This window comes from Paraglaciecola sp. L3A3 (assembly GCF_009796765.1).
GTDB lineage: Bacteria > Pseudomonadota > Gammaproteobacteria > Enterobacterales > Alteromonadaceae > Paraglaciecola.
Genome location: NZ_CP047023.1, coordinates 2,797,478 through 2,821,001, shown reverse-complemented (window position 1 = coordinate 2,821,001; position 23,524 = coordinate 2,797,478). Strand labels below are relative to the sequence as shown.

Genomic DNA, 23,524 nt, shown 5'->3' with positions numbered 1-23,524 from the left:
TCGGGGTTGGCGTTTTTTATGTTCCATAAATCTGCTTTAAATCATTATTAATAATTTCCCCATTTAATTAACCCACAGTATTGTTTTTCTTTTACACATAATATTTATACGAATCACAAAATTAAACAATTTCTTGCGTCATATATGGGCTTAAGAGGATATTCTTACGTGCTATTTATTGTAAATTGTTGTAGTTTAAGTATTTATACAAAGCACATAATTTAATAATATCTTCATATAAATAGGTAAGTGGAAAAATTAAATGGCTAATTTTGCAGGCAGTAAAAATTTATCACAAAGAATGACCAGTGAATTAGGAAGAGCGATAGTTTGTGGAGAATATCCTAGGGATGTGAGTTTACCCACAGAGGCCGCATTATGCGATAAATTTGGTGTGAGTAGGACAGCTGTGCGTGAAGCAATAAAAATGCTAACCGCAAAAGGCTTAATTTCAAGTAAACCCAAACAAGGGATCAGAATTTTACCGGAAGAACATTGGAATATTCTAGATGCTGAAATGTTAAGTTGGTCTTTACAAGCTAAGCCTTCTTTAAGTGTGTTGAAAGAATTCACCCAAATGCGGATGGCTGTTGAGCCTGAAGCGTGCGCTTTAGCTGCGCGTCACGCGACTCCCGAACGCTTAGCTGATATTGAAGATGCGCTCACTCGTATGCAATTATCAGTAAAAAATAATGATCAAGCTGCTGAATTACAGGCTGATATCGACTTCCATGTGGCCATTTTGTATGCCACTGAAAACCGTTTTTATATTCATATGCGCGATTTTACTAGCACAGCTTTGAATGTCAGTATTCAACATACTACCCCTGCAATTGATGATCCTGAGGGGGTGGTTGAAGAACATGCTCGTATTTTTAATGCCATAAAAACAGGCAATGCTGAAAGAGCAAAAAATAGTATGTTTTTACTAATTGATGAAGCTCTCAGTATTATAGAAAAAAAATTAGCCCAAGCTTAATCCAGCCAATCATTTAAGCCTAATATCGATCGGTATTAGGCTTTTTTTATGTTAAATCTTTTCATTTTGTTTACATTTCAATCTAATCAACATAAACTAATTAATCATAATGTATTACAATATGATTTCGGTTGTTTACTATGTATAAAATCCTTCATATTGTTGAAATGAAATGTAAAGTCTTAGCTAAAAAGTGAGAATAACCAAATGAAATTATTATCTTTAAGTTTAATTGGCTTAAGTGTATTGGCTTCTGGCTGCAGTAATACAACTGCCGATACCAATAGTACAATGCAAACTATAGTACAAAATAGTCCTACAATCATGAGTAAAACGTTTGTCGAACAAAATGGTTTTGTAGTAATTGAAGCTGAACATTTTGCCTCCCAAACATTGGCCGATACAAGACGTTGGTTGGTGTTTAATGAAAAAGGCCAAGCTAGCGAAGCAGGCTTATTTGCTGATCCAGATGTGCCACATTTTATTGGCGCAAGTGGTAATAGTTATATAGAAATTCTACCTGATAACCGCACTAATCATGATGAAAAACTGATACCAGGTGAAAATTTTTCTAATACAGCAGGAGTTATGGCTGTACTTAGTTATCCTGTTTATTTTACTCAACCTGGCCGTTATTACATTTGGGGAAGGGCGTTTAGTACAGGACCTGAAGATAATGGTTTTCATTTTGGCTTAGACGGAATTTGGCAAGAAAGCTCACAACGCTTACAATTTTGCCAGGGTAAACACATGTGGACATGGTCTTCACAACAAAGGGTTGATAGTAACCATTGTGGTACACCTAAAACATTATGGATTGATGTCGCTGAAGCCGGACAACACAACTTAATGATGTCAATGCGTGAAGATGGTTCAGAATTAGATAAAATCATCTTAACTCTTGATGAAAGCTTTACGCCAAATGGTTTAGGTCCAGCAGAGACCATTTATAATCCTGCAAAATTAGCTGAAAAGAAAACCTACCTTGATATAGATAACTACGCCTATATCTTTCATTCAAATTCAGGGTTCGAGTACGAAAATGGGCCACTAAATAGTTTTTATTTTGATAAAGCCCGTGATGTTTTAGCGGTAAATGCAGCTAATGCAGCTATGAGAAATAAGTTTATTTCTGCTAGTCATAAAATAAAACATAACTGGGACGGTAATAAATTTAATTTAAAATTGGTGACATTAACCGAACTAGACGGTGAGTCTGAATATAAAGTTTTATTAAATGGTAAAGTGTTAGCCGAAGTTAAAAACCCTGAAACTAATGTAGATTATAAAGAGGCTACCTTTGATATTGGTCTAGTAGAGTTATCAAAGGGAGATGAAATTGTGATTCAGTCCAATGCCGTTACCAATGGTAAGATACCAGAGGGTGATATCACTGCATTTTCTCGTGGTAGATGGCGTGGTTTGGTATTACAACTCGCCGAATAAACTGTATCTGATATTGGTCAATATACATTAAGTACGATTTAGTCTTTTTATCATCAGTTGGTGGGAAAATAGTGAGTCGTATATTGGCTTTGTTATGTTAAATCACTCCACGTTCTTAGTGTAAAACCATTAAAGGAGCAAAAAAATATTTTTTGCTCCTTTTTTTATGTTTAATTTTCTCTGACCGAAGCCATCCCACCTTGTGATTCTTTAACATCAAACCATGATTGCCGCTCTAAATATTGCAGGTGCCAACGGCAACGAAATAGAAAAGATAGAAGTTAAACATCTGTATTTTGATGAAGCCACAAAAGCCCCAGTATTAGAAAAGTTAGAATTAGATAAGAGCATTACTGAATATACTGTAGACACTGAGTCAACAGCCATTCTTAAAATTACATATGCTAATGATGTGGTTGTGGATCAAACATCACAAGAAACCAAATACTATTCAGATACTTATCGTCAAACCATCACAGCTAATAACGACATTACCTTTAATGTGAATGGCGTGGATAACTCTGCTGATTTTGGTGAAGCCGTATTAAGAATAGGTCTTGGTCGTGCACATGGTAAGTCGATTACACCAACTGTTAAAATTAACGGTCATGATGTGACAGTGATTGAAGACATTCGTGGATACGATCAAAATACTCGCCCTGAATTTTTTGGTGTAGTAGAAGTGGCCATACCTTATGCTTTGTTAGAAGTTAATAATAAAGTCGACCTATCATTTTCTGATACAGGCGGTGTGGTTAGCAGTGTGACTATGCAAGTCTTTAATATGTCGGCAAGTCCTGGTAGAACTCATTAGCCCTGATAGTTTTACTTAACTAAAATTAAAATGCCGCTTACCTTAGGTAAGTGGCATTCTTGATACTAAAATAAGCATGAATAGGGCTGTTACCTGATAACCCTTGCGTTTTTTCTAAATTATTTGCCTAATACAATCCTTGATAAATTATGATCACAGAAGGCTAATAAAAAGTATATTCGTGGTTAAACGTTCCTTTTGTTGGTTTTCTATAAATGCAATATGTAATATCGAAGTAGGGTACGCAGCCAGTCTATTTGGCATATAGTTAATAACTTGAATTAACTCAAAGTGATTGGTAGATTTTGTAAAATATCTTTTCAAATAACTAGAGTTCTTAATATAAAATTGTTCTGCTGTCTCAACCTATTTTCACACTCTATTTGCTGTATTGTTTTAAATTGTGTAGACGTATGTTTATAAAATGCAGTACCGCCAAAGTCGCCAGTGTTTAAATAGTGTAAAACCGCTAAGGTATAATGTCTTGGGTTAAAAATGAGGTATCTAATAATTGGGGACGAAATCTTGTTCATTTTGTGAACTGTAAAATTATGTTTTTGATGATGGCAGTTATGGTGTTTTGGATTAATACTAAATATGCGGATTTTGTATTGGGCAACGAATTCCGGAGTAGCTACATTGTTCTGGTGGTAGATCACACATGTTTGTAGTGACCTGTTAAATCATTGCTTGAGCTGAAGACAGAAACTTATCAATTACAATGACTTGTGTTTTTTTTTATTCCCAGTTCTAGAAACTTATAAGTTAGGTTTTTTTAACTCCATGGTTTAACCATACTAAAAAATAGCAACAAAAAAGCCAATCTATAATAAAATAGATTGGCTTAAAAGTACTAAATTAACTGACTAGAATGTTGCACGAATGGCTAAACGATATGTAGCACCGCTAGCCCATTCTCGAACTGTTCTCGACTTGTTAGCTTCACCTTCTAAGGCATTACCTTCAAGCTCAAACGTCGCATCAACTAAGTTTGTATAATATTGTCTATATATACGTTCGTTTAGGTTAACTGCATTAAATGTTAACGTGAATGTTTCATTTATCTTATATGTTGCAGACAAGTCTAGAGACCCACCTCCATCATTCCAAATAGCCCCATTGCGGTAAGACCGGCGTGATAACGAATCACTTCTGTGATTATAAGCTAAACGGATTAAATTACCGTCTTTTTCCCAAAAAGTAGAAAGGTTGTACTGGTGCTTAGACACGTTTTCTAACGGTAATGATGAAAGTTGGGTGTCAAAACCAATGATTTCTGCTTCGGTTTTTGAGTCTGAGTAAGTGTAGTTAGCGGAAACACCTAATCCACTCAATATGCCGGGTAAAAAGTCATAGTTTTGGTTATAGCCTAATTCTAAGCCTTGAATTGAGGCACCTTTACCATTTCGTATTACGTTTACGTTAATAATGTCACATTGAGTAACCAAATCGATAGCGTTACTTTCCCATCTATGGCGGAAGTTAGGCATACAGTTTGGCTCTTCAAACACTGTTTTTGGTGAACCATCGTCCTTTGGTTGAATTAAGGCTTCACCAAGCGGGTCAAGCGCTTCTAATTGCTCAGTAGTATAACCACGTAAATCAATCCAGTGTTCACTACGTGTGGCTATTTCTTCAAAGTTGGTCATATCTTTATAGAAAATAGCTGCACTTAATGCGCCACCATCGTTAAAGTACCACTCATAAGATAAATCAAAATTATTTGATTCTAAAGCAATCAAATTCGGGTTGTTAATGGTACCGTTTGAATCTCCTCCACCCCATAGGTTTTGATTCAATGTATAACTTGGTTTTAAACTGTCAATTCTAGGACGGGCCATTGTTGTAGATGCTGCGGCACGTAATACCGTTTCGTCATTTAACTGGTAATTTAAGGATAAACTAGGTAACCAGTTATCGTAAGTATTTGAGCCTGTTGCTTGATACTGGGCAGGATTCTCTCCTAAGCCAGGGGCGTACCAGTAACGCGAACGAGCTAGAGGAGTCGAGTTCCAATCTGCATCATAACAACTTTGTCCTGGAGCGGGACCCCAATTACCATTTTCATCTAAGGCACCAGCAAGGTTGGCACCCTCAATATCATTAGCATCAGGGTTATAGTCAACGCCATTATTATATAGTTGCGCAGCTGTACAAGGGGCTAAGGATGAATCAGCAGCTATTTGTAATAATTTGTAATCAGAAGCAAATGGTCCTGTTTTGTGTTTAACACCTGAATAACCAATGCTGTCTACTGAGCTTTCAACATAACGAATACCAAAGTTACCGGTTAAGTCGTCATCTAATAATGAGAAGTTCATTTTGAAATAGAGTGCTTTGTTCTCTAATTCAACTTGTCTGTCATTAGATAAATCAGGTCTTCTGCGTACATCAGGCGTAGTAAATAGTAAGTCTAACGCTTTTTGACCGTCAATAGTATACCAACCATCAGTAGCGTTATCTCTTGGGTAACCTAAAATATCTAAGAAGTCATCACCGTGTTTAGTTTGCCCTTTAGTTACTTGATCTAAACGTATAGAGGCAACACCTGCGCCTAAACTAGGACTACTTTGTCCGTCAGGTACCCAAGCATCATCAGCATTTTCAAAGAAGTTATTTTGGTTAAACACATCTTTATTACGTTTTTGATATTTAGCCCCAAATTCAATTTTAGTGACTGGGCCCCAATTTGTTTCATAATCAAAATCTAAGAATACCTGTTTTTGTTTATCGCTCAAATCACGATCACGAGTGTTCACTTGTTGCAGGTGAAGGGCATTTAAGTCATCAGGGTTGAACATGGTTGTAGACGTATTATCTAAAGGATCTTCATCTGGTGCACCCGTTTGAGGAACGCCATCAATATCAGGGCCGTAGCCAACTATACCTGAGCCAAAGCGGGCCAAACATATGCCTGATGTACAGTCGTAACCTACTGGTTCAACCACACCAACCGCTAACCCTTCGGTTTGAGCATCGCTAACGTGCGCAAAGTTATTGGTATTGATGTAGGTGTAATAGTCATCATCTGCAACGGTTTTTGAATAACCTGCGCGGAACTTCATACTAAAATTATCTGTAAAATAATGATTAACATCAATGCTATAAACCCGGTTAGTGGTTTCAATTCCGTTTTCTAGTTGGGCAATACGACCACGGGAATATCGATTAAGTACTTTCTCAAACAATTGATTGTCGGGATTATATACTACCCAAGGATCATCGCCAGTTGCTATCGGATCCTCTGGTAAATATTTATCGTTAGGGCCAATAATTGTAAATGTTGCTTCATCATAAGCAACATATTGGTCTGACATGGTGATATCTAGTAGTACTTCTGTTTCTTCAGTTGGTAGCCATTGTATTGCTGTGGTAAACCCTTCGCGCTCTAATTGGTTAGTAGATAATGAATAACCATTTTGGTCATTTATAAGACCTGTAGTTGGGCCGCCCATGGGTTGACCTGTGTTTTTATTTAAAGCGTCGTCAAAAGTTTGCGTTTTATATCCATTAGCGAAAAAGCGGTCTTGACGATATGCCTGTGTTTCTTTAAATGCTGTTACATAAAAACCTAAGGTATCATCTAAGAATTTTTCAGAAAATGAGCCAGAAAGTTTATAATCTTGCTCGTCAGCAAAATCACTATGGCGTCCTTGAAATTCAACCACTCGTTTGTTTTCGCTAGCATCTAAAGGGCGGAAAGTTTTTAATATAACACTTGCACCTAAACTTCCCTCATTTTGGTCAGCCGTGGCAGTTTTTAAAACTTCAATAGAATTCAATATATCGGAAGAAAAAGCACTTAAATCTACTGTTTGGTTTTCGGAGCTACTAGTTAATGTTACCCCGTTTAAACTGATGACGTTTAAGTCAGGGCTCGCGCCACGCACACTAACGGTTGTAGAGTCACCGCCATCGCCAACACCCCCACCACGCTGAATAGATACACCAGTTATACGCTGAAGAGCTTCACCTATATCTTGGTCTGCAGATTTACCTATATCTTCAGAAAAAACAGAGTCGCTTATGGCGTCACTAGATCGCTTGTTATTTAATGAACGAAGTAGACTCCCCTTAAAACCAGTTACTTCTATAACTTCTACTTGGTCTTTTTGGGTTTCTTGAGCTTGTACAAGGCTTGTACTACTGCCTATTAGAATAGGTAACATTGCGATTGCTAACGGCTTGAGTTTAAATTTATTATTCATTTTAGTTGCCCGTGTGTTTGTGGATAAAATCAATATTTTGTATGTGCATTCTCTATACTAGGCTCATGTAAATATTATGTAAAGCATGTGGTATTTTGGTAAACAAGGATGTTTTTTAAAATGAATCTAATAAAGACACACGTAAACTGTGTTAAATTATGTGTAATTTTCTTGGTTGGTTGGCTTTTAGATTAAGCTAATGTCTTTAACATTTAGTTTACATAGTTAATTATTATGAATAATCAAACTAAAATTTATCAAATATAAGAGCTTGGTTGAGTAGAGAAATAGTGGTTTTAATACTCATTTGGGGATTGCTAACTGTGGCATAAATATATGCGCAAATGGTTAGCATGTTGTTCACATTGTTTGTCTTAATGTTCAGTGTTTGTCTTAATGTTGATAACAATGTTAATGTTGCTTTTATAGATGTAAAATAAGTTGAAATATTACAAAAATAAAATTTTTCTATCTAACTGTTTCACATTTTAGCTTTAATTAACCATCAAAATTCCAATGAGCTGGTTTTACACCTGAAAAGTTAGATTCAATTTTACCAATGGAATTACCAAGTAAACACCCTAAGGCCAAAGTCGATAAATTATTTCCACAAAAGGCTAATGAACTAATATTTTGCAGCACTTGGCTTTTGACATTATCTAGGTGAGGGCGGCCCATTGTATGGGCTTTGTAAGCTTCTTCTACCCAAGTTAAATGGGCTGCATCATTGTCTTCTAATATGACTTGGCTGAGCCCAGTTTTTGGATCGACCCGCAGCACTGTATTACTAACTATACTGGTTACCCACAAATAACCTTCAGTATCCATAGTTAATCCATCAGGAAAAATACCTTTATCGTAAGAGGCAACGACTTTTCTATTAATCAGTTGATTATCTGCTGTGATATCAAAGCTAAGTGTTTCTCTAGTAAAGGTCGCGTTAACAAAAAGTTTTGCTCCATCTTCAGTCACATACACTTCATTTGTATAACCTATGTTATCGGCGACAATTGTGGCTTGGCCATTTTCAATTAATGCAATATAACCATCACTCACGTCAGAACGATAAGCGTCAGCTCTAGGTATTTTTCGGGTACTGACTGTAAGCCACAACCTACCTTGGTGATCTAAATAAATGAAATTAGAAGGGGGTAAAGGTTTTCCATCAGTATGTGTAATAAATGGCGAAACTACGCCATCTTGCGTTAGTCTATATATGCCACCAATTTCATCGCCCAAATGAGCAATAAGAAAGTCACCATTTTCTAACAAACAGATACCGTTTGGTTTTAATTCTGGGCAGCCGTTACTTTCCTTAGGTAATATGAGTTGGTGATTACCATCAGGACCGATTTTACATACACCACCTCGAAAATCAGCAGTATAAAAATAACCATCAGCCGTGGCCAAAACACATTCGGGACGCACTAAACCTTGTGCAAAAAACTTTATGTCAGATAGAGGTAACATGTTGGGCTTCTTTGTAATTAATAACTAGGATTGATTAAGTTATTTATAGGTTGATTTTGCGAGATTCTGCGGCAGATTGATAAACGGCTTCTTCTAACAGAATATTTTGTAGATACTGCTTACCAGTATTTTCTAATTTTCCCGCAGCTAAATAATGTTCAACTATGTGCTCTATGGTATTGAATACACAATCGCCACCAAAATTTTGGTCATTCCATGAATAAACCAATTCTTTACTTTTATCTTCAGCAAAAGCACGTAACCAAATTCGAGCTTCGCCATCTAGGGTGAGTTCTCCTTTGGTTCCACAAATACTCAGCTCGCCCATAGTGCGCCTAGGGTTAGTGGTGGCGTGATCTAATAAACGGTTGCCATCAAAGATGGCCCGTAAATTATTATCGAAACCGAACAATATTATACCTGAGTCTTCACCTTTAATGTGTGGATTACAGCGGCGTAAATCGGCATAAACTGATTTAGGTTCGCCAAATAAATAACGAAAAGTATCAATAAAGTGGATAGCCGTTTCGTGCACTAAAAACTTAGGCATTTGTTGAAAATAGGGCTGGCGAGATAAATAGGCCTCGGGCCCTTGACCATCGCCAGTACGCAAGCGAAATTCAGCGTTTAAAACCTCACCTAAAACACCAGTATCCAAGGTTTGTTTGATGCTACGATACCAAGGCATGAAGCGAAAATTTTCATGTACTATAAGTTTAATACCAGCTTGCTCTGCTATCTCGACCATTTGTCTAGCCACCTCTAAGGTTTCTCCAAATGGTTTTTGGCAAATTACATCTATACCTAATTTAGCCGCTATCTTGACTGAGTTTAAATGAGTCGCTGGCGGCGTAATAATATCTAATAGATCTGGTTGAGTTTTCTTTAGCATATTTTCTAGATCATCAAAACTATGGTCTATTTGGTATTTTTTAGCAAAGTCGTCAGCTGATTGTAGGGTACGGTTGCATACCCCCACTAAGTCGACCTGATCAATTCTAGACCAAGCCTGGTAATGAAATTGACTAAAATATCCTGTCCCAGAACAGGCTACCTTTAACTTTTGTTGAATCATTTTTTGTCCTTGCTAGGTAGCAAACGCTTAAACCATGTAAATTGAGCCAAGATAAATATGGTCATAACGATGACCAGTACAACAGCGACAGGGCGTTCAAACATGGGTAGAAAGCTGCCTTCACTTAATAATAACGCACGACGTAAACTTTCATCGGCCATACCGCCTAATACCAAACCTATTACTAATGGTGAAATAGGGAATTTCATCTCACCCAAAATAAAGGCAATGATACCAATGGGCACCATGATATAGAGGCTGAACATGTTCAAGTTAAGAGCATAAGCTCCCAAAATACATAACACAGCAACGACAGGAATAAATAAGGCAGTGGGTAATTGCAGAACTTTTAATACTTGTTTGGCCATTAATAAACCATTGGCCCACATTGCAAATGAAGCCAGCACCATAATTGCGGTGACTTCAAGTAAAAAGTTAGGATGATCAATTTCAATACTGGGGCCTGGAGTAATACCGTGTAATAACAATGCACCCAGTAACATGGCGGCAGGTGGACTGCCAGGAATGCCTAAGGTTAAAAGAGGTATTAAGGCTCCGCCTACACAAGCATTATTGGCAGTTTCTGAGGAGACGATACCTGTTTCTGAGCCTTTACCAAACTCAGCTTGTTGTTCTTTGGTACTGGTTTTTTTGGCAGTAGAATAAGACACCCAACCGGCAATATCTTCACCCACACCTGGCACAGCACCTACACTCACGCCAATAGTGGCGGAACGAAAAATGTGTTTCAGATTACGCCTAATTGCTTTAAATTCAGGCATGATATTGCCGACAAATGCAGGTGGCTTTTTGACTGATTTAGTAGTTAATGCTCTGATCACTTGAGGAATACCAAATGCGCCAATCAGTACCGGCACAATTTCAAGGCCACTGTCTAATTGGGGTTGGTCAAAAGTATAACGAGGGAAAAACTGTAAAGCGTCACGGCCAACAGTGGCTAAGAATAGTCCAAGTAAGCCCATAATCCAGCCTTTAATCACTAAGTCAGGGGAGGTTAAACTACCACTTAATACTATGCCTAATAAGGCGAGTAAGAAAAATTCCCAAGAAGTAAATTGTAAGGCTAAGCTGGCAATTAATGGTGACAGTGTGACTAAAAATAGTAAACCAATGATAGTACCAATGAAAGAAGCTGTAGTGGTTAACCCTAAGGCTTTACCTGCTTGGCCTTTTAAGGTTAATGGGTATCCATCCATTGCTGTCGCTGCGGCAGCAGGAGTACCCGGGATATTAATCAAAATGGCTGGATATGAACCTCCATAAATGGCTCCCACATATAAACCTAACAATGCCAGCAAAGCGGTATCAGCACCTAAGCCATAAGTTAAAGCGGTTAACAGGGCGACTCCTAAAGTAGCGGTTAAGCCAGGCATAGCACCAAAAATGATACCTAAAAAACTGGCGACAAATAACACCACTAGATTGGAAGGGGTGCTAACCAAATCCAGTAAAATATTAAAAAACTGAGAAAACTGTTCAATCACAATTAAAGTCCTAACTGTTCGTAGATTAACCAGTTAAGAAAACTGATAACCTTGCCATATTCAACTGGCATGGGTACATAAAGTAAAAAGCTAAACATCATGACTAAAATCAAAGGCACAACAATCACCGCAATTCCCGTATAAATAAGCTTAGTTCTATGTGAACTAAATCCGTCTTTTATCTGCCAACCTAGTAAAATTAGTAGTGCTACACTTGTACTAATATCACAATATAAAATACTATTTTCTAAGTCATTAATATCCAAAATACCAATGGACGGATCTTCTTTTAATATAGTGCGTATGCTTACCAAGCTAATCACCAACAGACAATTCACTGTTATGACCCATTTTCTACAATTGTTTAGCTGTAAATAAAAGATGCTAGTCAAAGAGGCAACAAAGATTGTGGTGGCTAGATAAAAGTCAGTGGATGGGATCAATATATAAACATACACAATCAATAAAGCAATAATCAGCCATCTATCTTTTGTGTGTTGATTGTTTTTATCACCAAACCAATGAGGCAAACTAAAAAAGTTTTTTGCCCCATTACCTTTTAAAGCGCTAAAAAATAAGGCGCTACAACATAAAAATAACGCACTTAATAAAATTAACGGGAATAAAGCAGGCGATACGTACCACTGGTTATCGACCCCACCATAACTACCTGACATAGGGAACGACAGAGTAATTTTAAGTATATAAGCCAATATAAGCAGTAAAACGATGACAAACTTAAAGTCATATTGCCGGTCTTTTGCTTTGTTAGGATCCTTGTCACTCATGTTTATCATTCTTAATTAGGTTTAGAAATGTTGAACTGAGTTGGCGATATTTTGTTAGCGCCTAAATCATCTAGAGCCCAAGTAAAAATTGACTCCAAACGAGCAAACTCTTGTTCAGCTTCCTGGCCAGACATGCCCGATAGTTGATAATGATTCTGTTTAGCCCACTCTTGTACTTTATTCGATTGCATAGCTTTGTTAAATGCCGTCGATAAGGTGGATAATACTTCTTTAGGCGCTTTTTTATTAACTGCAAATCCAATTGCTTGGCTTAGCGGTAAGCGTTTAGCCAAAGCGGGGTAGGAGGTAAAAGCAGTCGTGATTTCACCTACACCTTCTAATGTGTAATTATCTGGATGTAACATGGCTAGCGCCCGCAACCTTTTTCCTCTTAACAGGGGAGCTTGTTCGGCCATAGAAGTAATAACAAAATCAACTTCCTTAGTTATCGCTGCAGTTTGTGCAGGAGCTGAGCCCGGATAAGGAATATATTTAAAACTAACCCCTGTGGCTTTTTCCAACTCTAATAAATAGATATGGTGGATGCCACCCATACCACCAGCAGAGGCATTTACAGAGGTTGTCTTTGCAGCCTGAATTAAATCATCTAAGGTCTTGTATGGTGAGTCGTAAGGTACAGACACAACATCAGGTGAACTGCCGACAATGAAAGGTGACCACACATCAAATTTTTCTTTCCATCCGCCGTTCACCGCCGCCACTACATTAGAACTTGAAAGACCGACTAAATTGTAACCATCGGGTCTTTTTCTCAGTATCGAACTCATGCCAATAGAGCCGGACACCCCACCGGTTTTATTAACAACATTGATTCGCACATCTAATTCCTTAGCCATTTCAGCCATCAACATACGATTAATAGAATCTGTACCGCCACCGGCAGACCAGACTACAGTATTAGTAATGGGTCGAATTGGATAAGCTCTTTTGGCATTGGCTTGTATTGCGACAACACATAGAATAAAACTTAACAGGTAGGCCACTTTTTTCATTATTATCGGTTCCTATTTTATAACTTGGCTAATTCAGAAAACACTTTATCGCTAATCACTTTGGTGCCAGAAGTGCCACCCAGTTCGAAAGGTAAAAGTTCTTCACTGGCATAGGCATTTTCCACAGCTTTATTAAGTAAAACTGCTGCCTTTATCAATTGTTTATTATCATGTTTATGCCCTAACCAATTTAACATCATTGCGCCAGAAAGAAACATAGCGGTTGGATTCGCTTTACCTTGACCAATTATGTCTGGCGCTGTGCCGTGACATGGCTGGAACACTGCTTTTTCGAAGCCTATATCTGCTGAAGGAGCCATACCCATGCCGCCCATTAAACCAGCACCTAAGTCAGATAAAATATCACCAAACATGTTTTCAGTGACTAATACATCAAACTGCCAAGGCTTTGCTACAAGTTGTAATGCAGCTGCATCAACATATATATGTTCCGCTTTTATATTTGTATGATTTTTAGCCGTTTCATCAAACACTTGGCGCATGAAATAAAATGAACCTAAAACGTTGGCTTTATCTACACAAGTGACTTTACCTTGATAGCCCTGAGATTTTCGTTGTGTCGCTAATTCAAAGGCAAAATCAAACACACGTTTACAACCTTGATAACTGATTTTTTGCGTATCATAGGCCGCTGCAGATTCCCCTTCGCCTTCGATCTTAAAGTTTTCGCGACTGGCGAATAAACCTTCTGTACTTTCTCTAATTAATATAAAGTCTAGATTTTTAGCGGCTTCTGAAGTTAAAGGTAGAGGTAGACCCGGCATGGTTCTAACTGGGCGGACCCCGGCAAACAAGTCCATTTTTTCTCGTAACTCTAGTTGTGGCGCTATTTCTCGACCATCTGGATAACGAATGCTCGGTAATCCCATACAAGCTAATAAAGTGGCATCACTATTAAAGGCATGTTGCATCGCTTCATCAGGTAAAGACACGCCAGTTTCTTTATAATGGGCGGCTCCAGCGGCAAAGCTTTGAAAATCTAGTTCAATATTTCCTACTTTTGTAGCGACTTCATTTAATAAGTCTAAGCAGATTTCTGTGATTTCATGTCCAATGCCGTCACCTGGAAGTACTGTGATTGTAAAATTTGTTTTTGTCATATTTATCTCTAAGTTTCTCTATATTTTTCGTTTAATTGTAATATAATAACCCCAATTGATGTTAATATAAAGTAATAGATTTGCTAATGCTAGACAAATATTAGGTAAATAATGATAAATAAATTAGTTTTAAACCCTTGGTTGGGTTGTATTGCAGATGATTACACTGGTGCCACTGATCTAGCCAGTTTTTTGGTCGCCAGTGGATTAAAAACAATACAACTTAATGGATTACCAGATAGCAGCTTAAATATTGATTTATCTCCATACGATGCAGTAGTCATAGCATTAAAGTCACGAACCTGTGCTGTCAATTTAGCCGTTAATGATAGTGTGAAATGTGCAGAATACTTAGTTCAACAAGGGTGTGAAAAATTCTTTTTTAAATACTGCTCTACATTTGACTCAACCGCTGAAGGGAATATTGGCCCTGTGATTGACGCGTTAATGGATACCTTACAGGTCTCGAGTACAGTGGTATGTCCAGCATTACCTGTAAATGGTAGAACTGTTTACAACGGTTATCTTTTTGTTAATGGACAACTGTTAAGTGAAAGTCCGATGAAAGATCATCCCTTAACCCCAATGACAGAATCACAATTGAAACGTTTATTAGAGTCTCAAGGCCAAGGACAAGCACAAGTCGTAAACGTAGATATTGTCGAACAAGGCGAAACTGAACTAACTAAAGCATTAGAAACCGCAGCTAATAAAGCTGAATACATTATTGTCGATGCTTTAAATACACAGCACTTAACTACCATTGCGCATAGTGTTAGCCAATTTAAGTTAATTACTGGGGGGTCTGGTTTAGCCATAGATTTAGCCGCGGAGTATATGGCTAAAGGCGGTAAACTTGCACAACAGCAAGATGCTGGACCTTTAAGTGATAAACCTGTGGTTATTTTTAGTGGTAGTTGTTCTGCTATGACCCAAAAACAAGTCGCTACATATAAACAACAGCATCCATCATTACAATTAAATCCAATAGACATTTATACCGGTCAGCAGAGTATTGAAACTGTCAGTCAATGGATGTTAGATAATCTGCCTGCTAGTCCAATCATTTACGCCAGCGCTGATGCTTTGAGTGTTCAAAAAGTGCATGCGGAGTTAGGCAGGGAAGCGGCTGCTGAGATGGTTGAGCAATTTTTTTGCCAGTTAGCCATAATTGCCAAACAACAAAATGTCAAAAATATAATAGTTGCGGGAGGAGAAACCTCTGGTGCTGTGGTTAAAGCTTTAGATATAACTGTTTTTGAAATAGGCTCGAGCATAGTACCTAGTGTGCCAATTGTACAAACGGTAGAAGACAACCCAATTCATTTAGTTTTAAAATCAGGAAATTTTGGTCAAACAGACTTTTTTCAAAAAGCCAAGGGGAAATTAACATGTTCTTAGACGAACACACTGCCAAACAACAAATTGTCGCTTTTGCAAAGTCAATATTCGACCGTGGATTAACATCTGGCGCGTCTGCCAATATGAGTGTCAGGATAGAAAACGCTTGGGTGATGACACCCACGAATACCTGCTTTGGCTTTTTAAATGCAGAGGAGTTATCGGTTGTTGGATTAGATGGCACTCTATTAAAAGGGTTACCTCCATCAAAAGAATTCAGATTACATAAAGCTATGTACGATCAAAGACCTAATGATCGATGTATCATACATTTGCATTCGACTTATGCGACAGCTTTGTCTTGCATATCTGCAACAGATAACAGTAATGTTGTCCCTACCTTTACCCCTTATTTAACCATGCGTTTAGGGCCTATTGCCATGGTGCCTTATTTTGCCCCAGGTGATGATGCTTTAGCTGAATCTGTAGGTAAAGTTGCGGCTAAGCATGCAGGCATAATTATGGCTAATCATGGGCCTATAGTGTCTGCCGAAACTGTTGAGTCTTGTGTTTATGGCATGGAAGAATTGGAAGAAAGTTGTAAATTAGCTTTATTATTAAAAAATGAGAATGCCAATACGTTAACGGCTGAACAAATTAATTTTTTACTGAATAAATTTAAAAAATAAAACTATCTCTTAATTGGTTATCTAGGAAAATAAAATGTACGTAGTCACAGTAAAATTTGATGTTGAACCGAGTCAACTAACAGAATTCACCGAGTTGATGCTAAAACAAGCAGAAGATTCTTTAACCCTTGAAGAAAACTGCTTACAGTTTGATGTGTGTCATGCAGAAGACAAAGCAAGTTTGATTTATTTATATGAAATTTACGCCAGTAAACAAGACTTTACATTGCATTTAGTGTCAGAGCATTTTAAATCTTTTGCAAATAAAGTGGCGCCTATGGTGTTAAATAAAGAAGTAGAATGTTTTGCCACCATCAAAACCGCATGTGATCCCATCCTTTAGTTATTCTACATATTCCTTAGTAAACCATAGTTGCTGTATTTTTATACTGCCGATAACAAATGTCATAATATTTTGTGTAAATAATCACTATTTATGCAGGTTTTGTGGCAAAACTAGCTTTAGTTGTCGGGTTTTTCTTTGGCTTTTTTAATTAATGATTTATGCTGGTTGCTGAATTGACAGTTGTAAAAAATATCAATTATGAAACTGCTAAAAAGAAAAAGAAGTAATTTAAGTGCCAAAGCACAAGTTAGATATACCCCAATAGGTTGTCGATGTGGAGGCATGCCCACAAAACCTGAACGCATTCCCGGATGCCGAGATCGTTGGCTGATTGGTTGTAAAGTTAAACGCTGTTATGCATATAACATAGGGCAAGGATTAGCTGATACTATTCAAGGTTGGAATAGACTAAGTGAACATTTATATCGCTAATATTTATCTTAATGCTGTATTCATTAGTTAAACAAAAGCAACAAAAAAGGCCGTACTTTGATTAAACTATTGTTAGTTGATGATCATGAATTAGTTCGAACTGGTATAAGACGAATACTGGAAGATGTAGACGATTTTGATGTGGTCGGTGAAGCTACCAATGGCGAAGATGCTGTAAAATTTTGTCGAGCCAATGCTCCTGATTTAGTGCTAATGGATATGAGTATGCCTGGTATGGGCGGCATTGAAGCAACTAAACAGATTTTACGTTTCTCGGAAGACACACGAGTGATTGTTTTATCAGTGCACAAAGAAAACCCGATTCCAGCAAAAGTCATGCAAATAGGTGCTTATGGTTATCTGACCAAAGACTCTGATCCTAATGAAATGATCCGAGCTATTTATAAAGTACATTCTGGACAAAAATATGTATCACCAGATATAGCCCAACAAATTGCAATAGGTCAACTCAATTTACAAAGTGGTAACCCGTTCGAAGCCCTTTCTGATAGAGAGTTAGAAATTACCATGATGTTGACAAAAGGGGCAAAAGTACCAGACATAGCAGTTTATTTGAATATAAGTGCCAAAACTGTGAATACTTACCGTTATCGTTTGTTTGAAAAATTAAATATAAGCACAGATGTAGAGCTAACTCATCTAGCTTTAAGGCACAAACTTATCCAATCAGAAATGCTGTAATTTAGACATTTTAAATGAGTACTCCAGAACCGTTTGACTACCAATCCTTTCTAAAACATTTGACTCATCAACCTGGTGTGTACCGGATGTACAACCAGAAAGAAGAAGTCATCTATGTAGGTAAAGCGAAAAACCTTAAAAAACGTGTGGCTAGTTATTTCAGAGACAAAGTTGACAGTGCTAAAACCCGTACTTTAGTTAAACAAATTGTCGAAATGGACGTCACTGTTGTACATAGCGAAACCGAAGCTTTTATTCTTGAAAACAATTTTATCAAAAAATATAAGCCTAGATACAACGTTTTATTGCGTGATGACAAAGGTTACCCCTTCATCTTTTTGTCTGCACATACTCATCCTAGGTTAAGTAATCATAGAGGACCGAAAAAACACAAAGGTGAATATTTTGGTCCTTACCCTAGTGCATGGGCTGTGCGTGAAAGTTTAAATACCATGCAAAAATTATTTCCCATTCGCCAATGTGAAGACAGCTATTATCGAGCCAGAACTCGCCCATGTTTACAGCACCAATTGCAGAGATGTTCAGCACCTTGTGTTGAAGGATATATTAGTGATGAAGATTATAATCAGCAGGTAGAACTAGCTAGATTATTTTTAAAGGGTAAAAATAAACAAGTAATCGATTCTCTAATTAGCAAAATGGAACAAGCCAGCCAAACATTAAAGTTTGAAGCTGCCGCTCGTTATCGTGATCAAATTTCTGCTCTGAATAAAGTTCAAGAGCAGCAGTGGGTCAGTGGTGAACAACAAGAAATGGATGTCTTCGGGTTTGCCTATCGTAATGGGATAGCCTGTATTCAAGGGTTGTTTATTCGTGACAACAAACTATTGGGTAGTAAAAGTTTTTATCCCAAAGTACCCAGTGAATCAACTGCCGAAGAAGTATTTCAATCTTTTATCTTACAATTTTATTTAGCTGGCAATAAACTAATCCCCCAACAAATTGTTATCCCTTGCGCGATAGAAGAGCAAACCTCTATCGAAGCTCTACTGACTGCAGAGGCTGGCCGAAAAATTCAATTTTTTAAAGGCGTCCGAGATGAAAAACGCAAATATTTAGACTTGGCCAATACTAATGCCGATACCGCACTAGAATCTCGACAAAATCATCAAAAGTCTGTGTTTGCCCGGTATCTAGAGTTAGAAAAAATTCTTCAATTTGAAACCCCAATACAACGCATGGAATGTTTTGACATCAGCCATACCTCTGGGCAACAAACTGTTGCCTCATGTGTAGTGTTTAATAGGGAAGGGCCCTATAAAACCGATTATCGAAAATTTAATATCGAGGGCATTACCCCAGGCGATGATTATGCCGCTATGGCCCAAGCGTTAGCTCGTCGTTACCGTAATGTTAAAGAAGAGAGTAAAATTCCGGATATTTTATTTATTGATGGTGGTAAAGGTCAATTGACCCAAGCTGAAGAATATTTTGCTGATTGGAAACACGCGAAAAAACCTTTATTAATTGGTGTCGCAAAAGGTACCAGTCGTAAAGCTGGCCTTGAAACCCTGATTTTGGCTGGCAGTCGCGCTACTATTCCTATGCAATCAGATAACCCTGCGTTACATCTTATTCAACATATTCGTGATGAGAGCCACCGTTTTGCGATTACAGGTCACAGACAGAGACGTCAGAAAGAAAAGACAACATCTAAATTACAATCTATACCTGGAGTGGGCGCTAAGCGTCGCCAAAGTTTATTAAAATACATGGGAGGCTTACACGGAGTATTACAAGCGAGTAAAAACGAAATTGCCAAAGTACCTGGCATTAGTGTTGAATTAGCAGATACAATTTATGAACATATTCATAATTGAGCTATGAAAAAAAGCCTGCTTATGGGTTAATAGCGATAATGAATATTTAAAATATATAACAAAGAAATACTGAGACGAGTAAATGTGGACAATTCCTAATATTATTACCATGGTCAGAGTGTTACTGATCCCAGTGTTTGTAGTGGTTTATTTTTTAGATTGGAAATGGGCTCACCAAGCAGGAGCTTTTATTTTCTGGTTTGCTGCTATAACTGATTGGTTTGACGGCTACCTTGCCCGAAAACTTAATCAAACCACTGCTTTTGGGGCTTTCTTAGACCCTGTAGCCGATAAACTGATAGTTGCCGCGGCGTTATTATTAATTACTCATAGTTACGCCAGCCTGTGGATCACTATTCCTGCTGTGTTATTAATGTTTCGAGAAATTTATATCTCGGCATTACGAGAATGGATGGGGCAGCAAGGTAAACAAGACTTAGTAAAAGTTAATTTCACCGGCAAAGCAAAAACGATGGCACAAATGTTAGCTCTAATTGGTTTGCTGTCTGAACTAGAATATTTTATGGGGGTCCCTATTTATTGGGTAAGCCTAGGTTATGGTTTATTGTATTTTGCTGCTATTTTATCTTTTTGGTCTATGCTCGAATACACTATGGCGGCATGGAAAGATCAAAAAAACAGTTAATTAGTTGGCTACAAAAAAATCAAATTGTCTGTTTTTAGCGCTTTCGGTTTAAAATTCAGCCAGTCAGTTCAAAAAGATACTTTTTGTTGTTGACACTTCTGATTGTCGATGTAGAATGCCCCCACAGTTTGAGGAGAGCAAGACAAAACGCAAAAACGTTAGTCAAAGTTACCAAGAAAACTAAGTAAAAAACGGGTTAAGTTTACTCGAATGGTGAATAACAGGATGTATTTCAAAGTAACATTTAATTATGTTACAACCTAAATAAGTCGCACAGGGTGCGCAATAAACGAAGCGGGAATAGCTCAGTGGTAGAGCACAACCTTGCCAAGGTTGGGGTCGCGAGTTCGAATCTCGTTTCCCGCTCCAAATTTTTATAAAATAAAGTATTTTTGTTTTATGATAAAAGCTATGGCGGAATGGCAGAATGGCTATGCAGCGGATTGCAAATCCGTGGACCTCGGTTCGACTCCGGGTTCCGCCTCCATTATTGCTTTAGTAATACCAGCTTGTTAATTTAGCAAGTACCCCTCGATGCCCGGGTGGTGAAATTGGTAGACACAAGGGATTTAAAATCCCTCGTTCGTAAGGACGTGCCGGTTCAAGTCCGGCCCCGGGCACCATTTTATACATTCATGTATATGTGTATTCAAAAATTTAAAATGCTTTAATATTACCAACTTACAATTTTTGTAAGTATCCCCCCGATGCCCGGGTGGTGAAATTGGTAGACACAAGGGATTTAAAATCCCTCGTTCGTAAGGACGTGCCGGTTCAAGTCCGGCCCCGGGCACCATTTATACCTTCAAGTATTTAGATCAATCCAAACATTAAAATATCTCTTAAGTTCAGGTAAATAGCCGTACTTAAACCGACGCTACGCGTGCGGTTCAGGTGTTCACAACATCCATGTTGTTCATCTGCTACGCAGACCAGCTGAAGCTGTCAAATATTGTTCCCTAAAATATTTTCCGACGCCTTGGCACCATTTATACCTTCAAGTATTTAGATCAATCCAAACATTAAAATATCTCTTAAGTTCAGGTAAATAGCTGTACTTAAACCGACGCTACGCGTGCGGTTCAGGTGTTCACAACCTTTATATTTTCATAGCTAAAGTTGATGGGCTAAAGCCCAACCTACAGAATCGAAGCACCATTTAGATTGTCATACCTCATATTCGGCTAATATTTATGTAGGTCGCCCTTTAGGGCGTCATGTTTGATAGGTCGGCATTAATGCCGTCAATAATTTGAAATTTGAATAATAGGTTGATGGGCTAAAGCCCAACCTACAATACCGTAGAACCTTTTAGATATTCATGCCTCATATTCGGTTATTATTTATGTAGGTCGCCCTTTAGGGCGTCATGTGTGGTAGGTCGACATTTATGCCGTCAATAATATCAAATTTGAATAATAGGCAGATGGGCTAAAGCCCAACCTACAGAATCGAAGAACCTTTTAGATTGTCAAACCTCCATGTTGCGCAATTATTTTTGTAGGTCGCCCTTTAGGGCGTCATGTTTGATAGATCGGCATTTATACCGTCAACATACAAAATATGAATCACAGGTTGATGGGCTAAAGCCCAACCTACAAAACCGTAGAACACCCTTGAAATAGTCAAACCTCATGTTGGGCTATTATTTATGTAGGTCGCCCTTTAGGGCGTCATGTTTGATAGGTCGACATTTATGCCGTCAACATACAAAATTTGAATTATAGCGAGATGGGCTAAAGCCCAACCTACAAAGGAGAGAACGATGTCATGGGATGATTTAAGAAAAGGCCGTTATTCGCAGGCTCACGGCGAATACTTCATAACCTTTAACACACAAAACCGACAGTGCTATTTTAGTGAATTCAATTTAGCGTGTTTGTTTTGTCGACAGATTAACGTTAATGAAACTCAACATCATTGTACTTGGTTAACCTGGGTATTAATGCCAGACCATTTTCACGGTTTATTACGCTTAGGTAATAAAGGCTCTAACTTGTCAAAAGTAGTGGGGGCTTTAAAAGGAGTCAGCGGTTTTAGAGTTAATAAGAAAATAAGTAGGAATGGTAAAGTTTGGCAGTCTTCGTTTTATGATCGTGCGCTACGGGATGAAGATGATAGAAAAACTATAGCGCGATATATTGTCGCTAATCCATTAAGAAAAGGTTTAGTGAAACACCTTAACGATTACCCATTTTGGAATTCAGTATATTTGTAGGTCGCCCTTTAGGGCGTCATGTTTGATAGGTCGGCATTTATACCGCCAATATACAAAATTTGCATATGAGGTTGATGGGCTAAAGCCCAACCTACAATACCGTAGAACCCTTTAGATATTCATGCCTCATATTCGGTTATTATTTTTGTAGGTCGCCCTTTAGGGCGTCAACAGTATAAAATTTGAATCATAGGCTGATGGGCTAAAGCCCAACCTACAGAATCGAAGCACCATTTAGATTGTCAAACCTCATGTTGGGTTATTGTTTATGTAGGTCGCCCTTTAGGGCGTCATGTAAGGTTGGTTGGCATTTATGCCGTCAATAATATCAAATTTAGATATATGATGATGGGCTAAAGCCCAACCTACAAAATCGTAGAACGCCCTTTAGATATTCATGCTTCATTATGGGGCTAATATTTATGTAGGTCGCCCTTTAGGGCGTCATGTTAGGTAGGTCGGCATATATACCGTCAATAATATCAAATTTGGATAATAGGCAGATGGGCTAAAGCCCAACCTACAGGATCGTAGAACACCCTTTAAATAGTCAAACATCATATTGGGCTATTATTTATGTAGGTCGCCCTTTAGGGCGTCATGTTTGATAGGTCGGCATTAATGCCGTCAATAATTTGAAATTTGAATAATAGGTTGATGGGCTAAAGCCCAACCTACAGAATCGAAGAACCTTTTAGATTGTCAAACCTCCATGTTGAGCAATTATTTTTGTAGGTCGCCCTTTAGGGCGTCATGTTAGGTAGGTCGGCATTAATGCCGTCAATAATATCAAATTTGAATAATAGGTTGATGGGCTAAAGCCCAACCTACAAAGCTGTAAATCAAAAGCGTTTGGTTCAGGTTCACAACATCTATGTTGCTCGTCTGTT

General features: G+C 38.0%; 20 protein-coding genes and 4 tRNA genes. 15 read left to right on the top strand and 9 right to left on the bottom strand.

Annotation, left to right across the window (positions count from 1 at the left end):
• Positions 1-262: 262 nt before the first annotated feature.
• From GQR87_RS11775 to GQR87_RS11765, 3 genes are all read left to right on the top strand, one after another.
• Entirely contained in the window at positions 263-979 is a 717-nt protein-coding gene (locus GQR87_RS11775) for a FadR/GntR family transcriptional regulator (protein WP_158969538.1), read from the top strand.
• Positions 980-1,186: 207 nt separating this feature from the next.
• On the top strand, positions 1,187-2,425 hold the full coding sequence (locus tag GQR87_RS11770; protein ID WP_158969536.1) for a hypothetical protein: 1,239 nt from the start codon (positions 1,187-1,189) through the stop codon (positions 2,423-2,425).
• Positions 2,426-2,648: 223 nt separating this feature from the next.
• Positions 2,649-3,239 (top strand): hypothetical protein, encoded by a 591-nt coding sequence (locus GQR87_RS11765; protein WP_158969534.1) that lies wholly within the window; start codon positions 2,649-2,651, stop codon positions 3,237-3,239.
• Positions 3,240-3,392: 153 nt separating this feature from the next.
• Here GQR87_RS11765 and GQR87_RS22655 read toward each other — a convergent pair whose 3' ends face one another.
• The 9 genes from GQR87_RS22655 to GQR87_RS11730 all read right to left on the bottom strand — a co-directional run bounded on the left by GQR87_RS22655 (position 3,393) and on the right by GQR87_RS11730 (position 14,419).
• A complete protein-coding gene (locus GQR87_RS22655) occupies positions 3,393-3,581 on the bottom strand; it encodes a DUF6445 family protein (RefSeq protein WP_370459635.1) in 189 nt (62 codons plus the stop codon).
• Positions 3,560-3,772, bottom strand: a complete 213-nt coding sequence (locus GQR87_RS22650) for a DUF6445 family protein (RefSeq protein WP_370459602.1) — start codon at positions 3,770-3,772, stop codon at positions 3,560-3,562. The genes GQR87_RS22655 and GQR87_RS22650 overlap by 22 nt, the downstream gene beginning before the upstream one ends.
• 333 nt (positions 3,773-4,105) lie before the next feature.
• Positions 4,106-7,447, bottom strand: coding sequence for a TonB-dependent receptor (locus GQR87_RS11760; protein ID WP_158969532.1), 3,342 nt, complete (start codon positions 7,445-7,447; stop codon positions 4,106-4,108).
• Between the two features lie 498 nt (positions 7,448-7,945).
• Entirely contained in the window at positions 7,946-8,917 is a 972-nt protein-coding gene (locus GQR87_RS11755; RefSeq protein ID WP_158969530.1) for an SMP-30/gluconolactonase/LRE family protein, read from the bottom strand.
• Between the two features lie 43 nt (positions 8,918-8,960).
• Complete coding sequence (locus GQR87_RS11750; protein WP_158969528.1) at positions 8,961-9,992, bottom strand: Gfo/Idh/MocA family protein; 1,032 nt, start codon at positions 9,990-9,992, stop codon at positions 8,961-8,963.
• The gene (locus GQR87_RS11745) at positions 9,989-11,497 is read right to left on the bottom strand and encodes a tripartite tricarboxylate transporter permease (protein WP_233267250.1); all 1,509 of its coding nucleotides are present in this window, start codon (positions 11,495-11,497) and stop codon (positions 9,989-9,991) included. The genes GQR87_RS11750 and GQR87_RS11745 overlap by 4 nt, the downstream gene beginning before the upstream one ends.
• 2 nt (positions 11,498-11,499) lie before the next feature.
• Positions 11,500-12,285, bottom strand: coding sequence for a tripartite tricarboxylate transporter TctB family protein (locus tag GQR87_RS11740; protein WP_158969526.1), 786 nt, complete (start codon positions 12,283-12,285; stop codon positions 11,500-11,502).
• Between the two features lie 11 nt (positions 12,286-12,296).
• Positions 12,297-13,298, bottom strand: coding sequence for a tripartite tricarboxylate transporter substrate binding protein (locus GQR87_RS11735; protein WP_158969524.1), 1,002 nt, complete (start codon positions 13,296-13,298; stop codon positions 12,297-12,299).
• Between the two features lie 17 nt (positions 13,299-13,315).
• The gene (locus tag GQR87_RS11730; RefSeq protein WP_158969522.1) at positions 13,316-14,419 is read right to left on the bottom strand and encodes an isocitrate/isopropylmalate dehydrogenase family protein; all 1,104 of its coding nucleotides are present in this window, start codon (positions 14,417-14,419) and stop codon (positions 13,316-13,318) included.
• Positions 14,420-14,530: 111 nt separating this feature from the next.
• On the opposite strand from GQR87_RS11730, the gene otnK reads away from it, so the two are divergent.
• The 12 genes from otnK to GQR87_RS11670 all read left to right on the top strand — a co-directional run bounded on the left by otnK (position 14,531) and on the right by GQR87_RS11670 (position 22,634).
• The gene (gene otnK, locus GQR87_RS11725) at positions 14,531-15,820 is read left to right on the top strand and encodes a 3-oxo-tetronate kinase (RefSeq protein WP_158969521.1); all 1,290 of its coding nucleotides are present in this window, start codon (positions 14,531-14,533) and stop codon (positions 15,818-15,820) included.
• Positions 15,811-16,449 carry a 3-oxo-tetronate 4-phosphate decarboxylase gene (otnC, locus tag GQR87_RS11720; protein ID WP_158969519.1) on the top strand — a complete coding sequence of 213 codons (639 nt, stop codon included), beginning with the start codon at positions 15,811-15,813 and terminating at the stop codon, positions 16,447-16,449. The genes otnK and otnC overlap by 10 nt, the downstream gene beginning before the upstream one ends.
• Before the next feature lie 34 nt (positions 16,450-16,483).
• Entirely contained in the window at positions 16,484-16,792 is a 309-nt protein-coding gene (locus GQR87_RS11715) for a putative quinol monooxygenase (protein WP_158969518.1), read from the top strand.
• A gap of 201 nt (positions 16,793-16,993) precedes the next feature.
• Positions 16,994-17,227, top strand: coding sequence for a hypothetical protein (locus tag GQR87_RS11710; RefSeq protein ID WP_158969516.1), 234 nt, complete (start codon positions 16,994-16,996; stop codon positions 17,225-17,227).
• A 57-nt stretch (positions 17,228-17,284) separates the two neighbouring features.
• The gene (uvrY, locus tag GQR87_RS11705) at positions 17,285-17,929 is read left to right on the top strand and encodes a UvrY/SirA/GacA family response regulator transcription factor (RefSeq protein WP_158969514.1); all 645 of its coding nucleotides are present in this window, start codon (positions 17,285-17,287) and stop codon (positions 17,927-17,929) included.
• A 14-nt stretch (positions 17,930-17,943) separates the two neighbouring features.
• Entirely contained in the window at positions 17,944-19,770 is a 1,827-nt protein-coding gene (gene uvrC, locus GQR87_RS11700; RefSeq protein WP_158969512.1) for an excinuclease ABC subunit UvrC, read from the top strand.
• A gap of 82 nt (positions 19,771-19,852) precedes the next feature.
• Positions 19,853-20,416 (top strand): CDP-diacylglycerol--glycerol-3-phosphate 3-phosphatidyltransferase, encoded by a 564-nt coding sequence (pgsA, locus tag GQR87_RS11695; RefSeq protein WP_158969510.1) that lies wholly within the window; start codon positions 19,853-19,855, stop codon positions 20,414-20,416.
• Positions 20,417-20,710: 294 nt separating this feature from the next.
• Positions 20,711-20,785 (top strand) — tRNA-Gly (locus GQR87_RS11690).
• Between the two features lie 44 nt (positions 20,786-20,829).
• Positions 20,830-20,903, top strand: a tRNA-Cys gene (locus tag GQR87_RS11685).
• Between the two features lie 49 nt (positions 20,904-20,952).
• Positions 20,953-21,039: transfer RNA gene (locus GQR87_RS11680), tRNA-Leu, on the top strand.
• 86 nt (positions 21,040-21,125) lie between these two features.
• A tRNA-Leu gene (locus GQR87_RS11675) sits at positions 21,126-21,212 on the top strand.
• Between the two features lie 969 nt (positions 21,213-22,181).
• A complete protein-coding gene (locus GQR87_RS11670) occupies positions 22,182-22,634 on the top strand; it encodes a transposase (protein ID WP_158969508.1) in 453 nt (150 codons plus the stop codon).
• Positions 22,635-23,524: the final 890 nt, after the last annotated feature.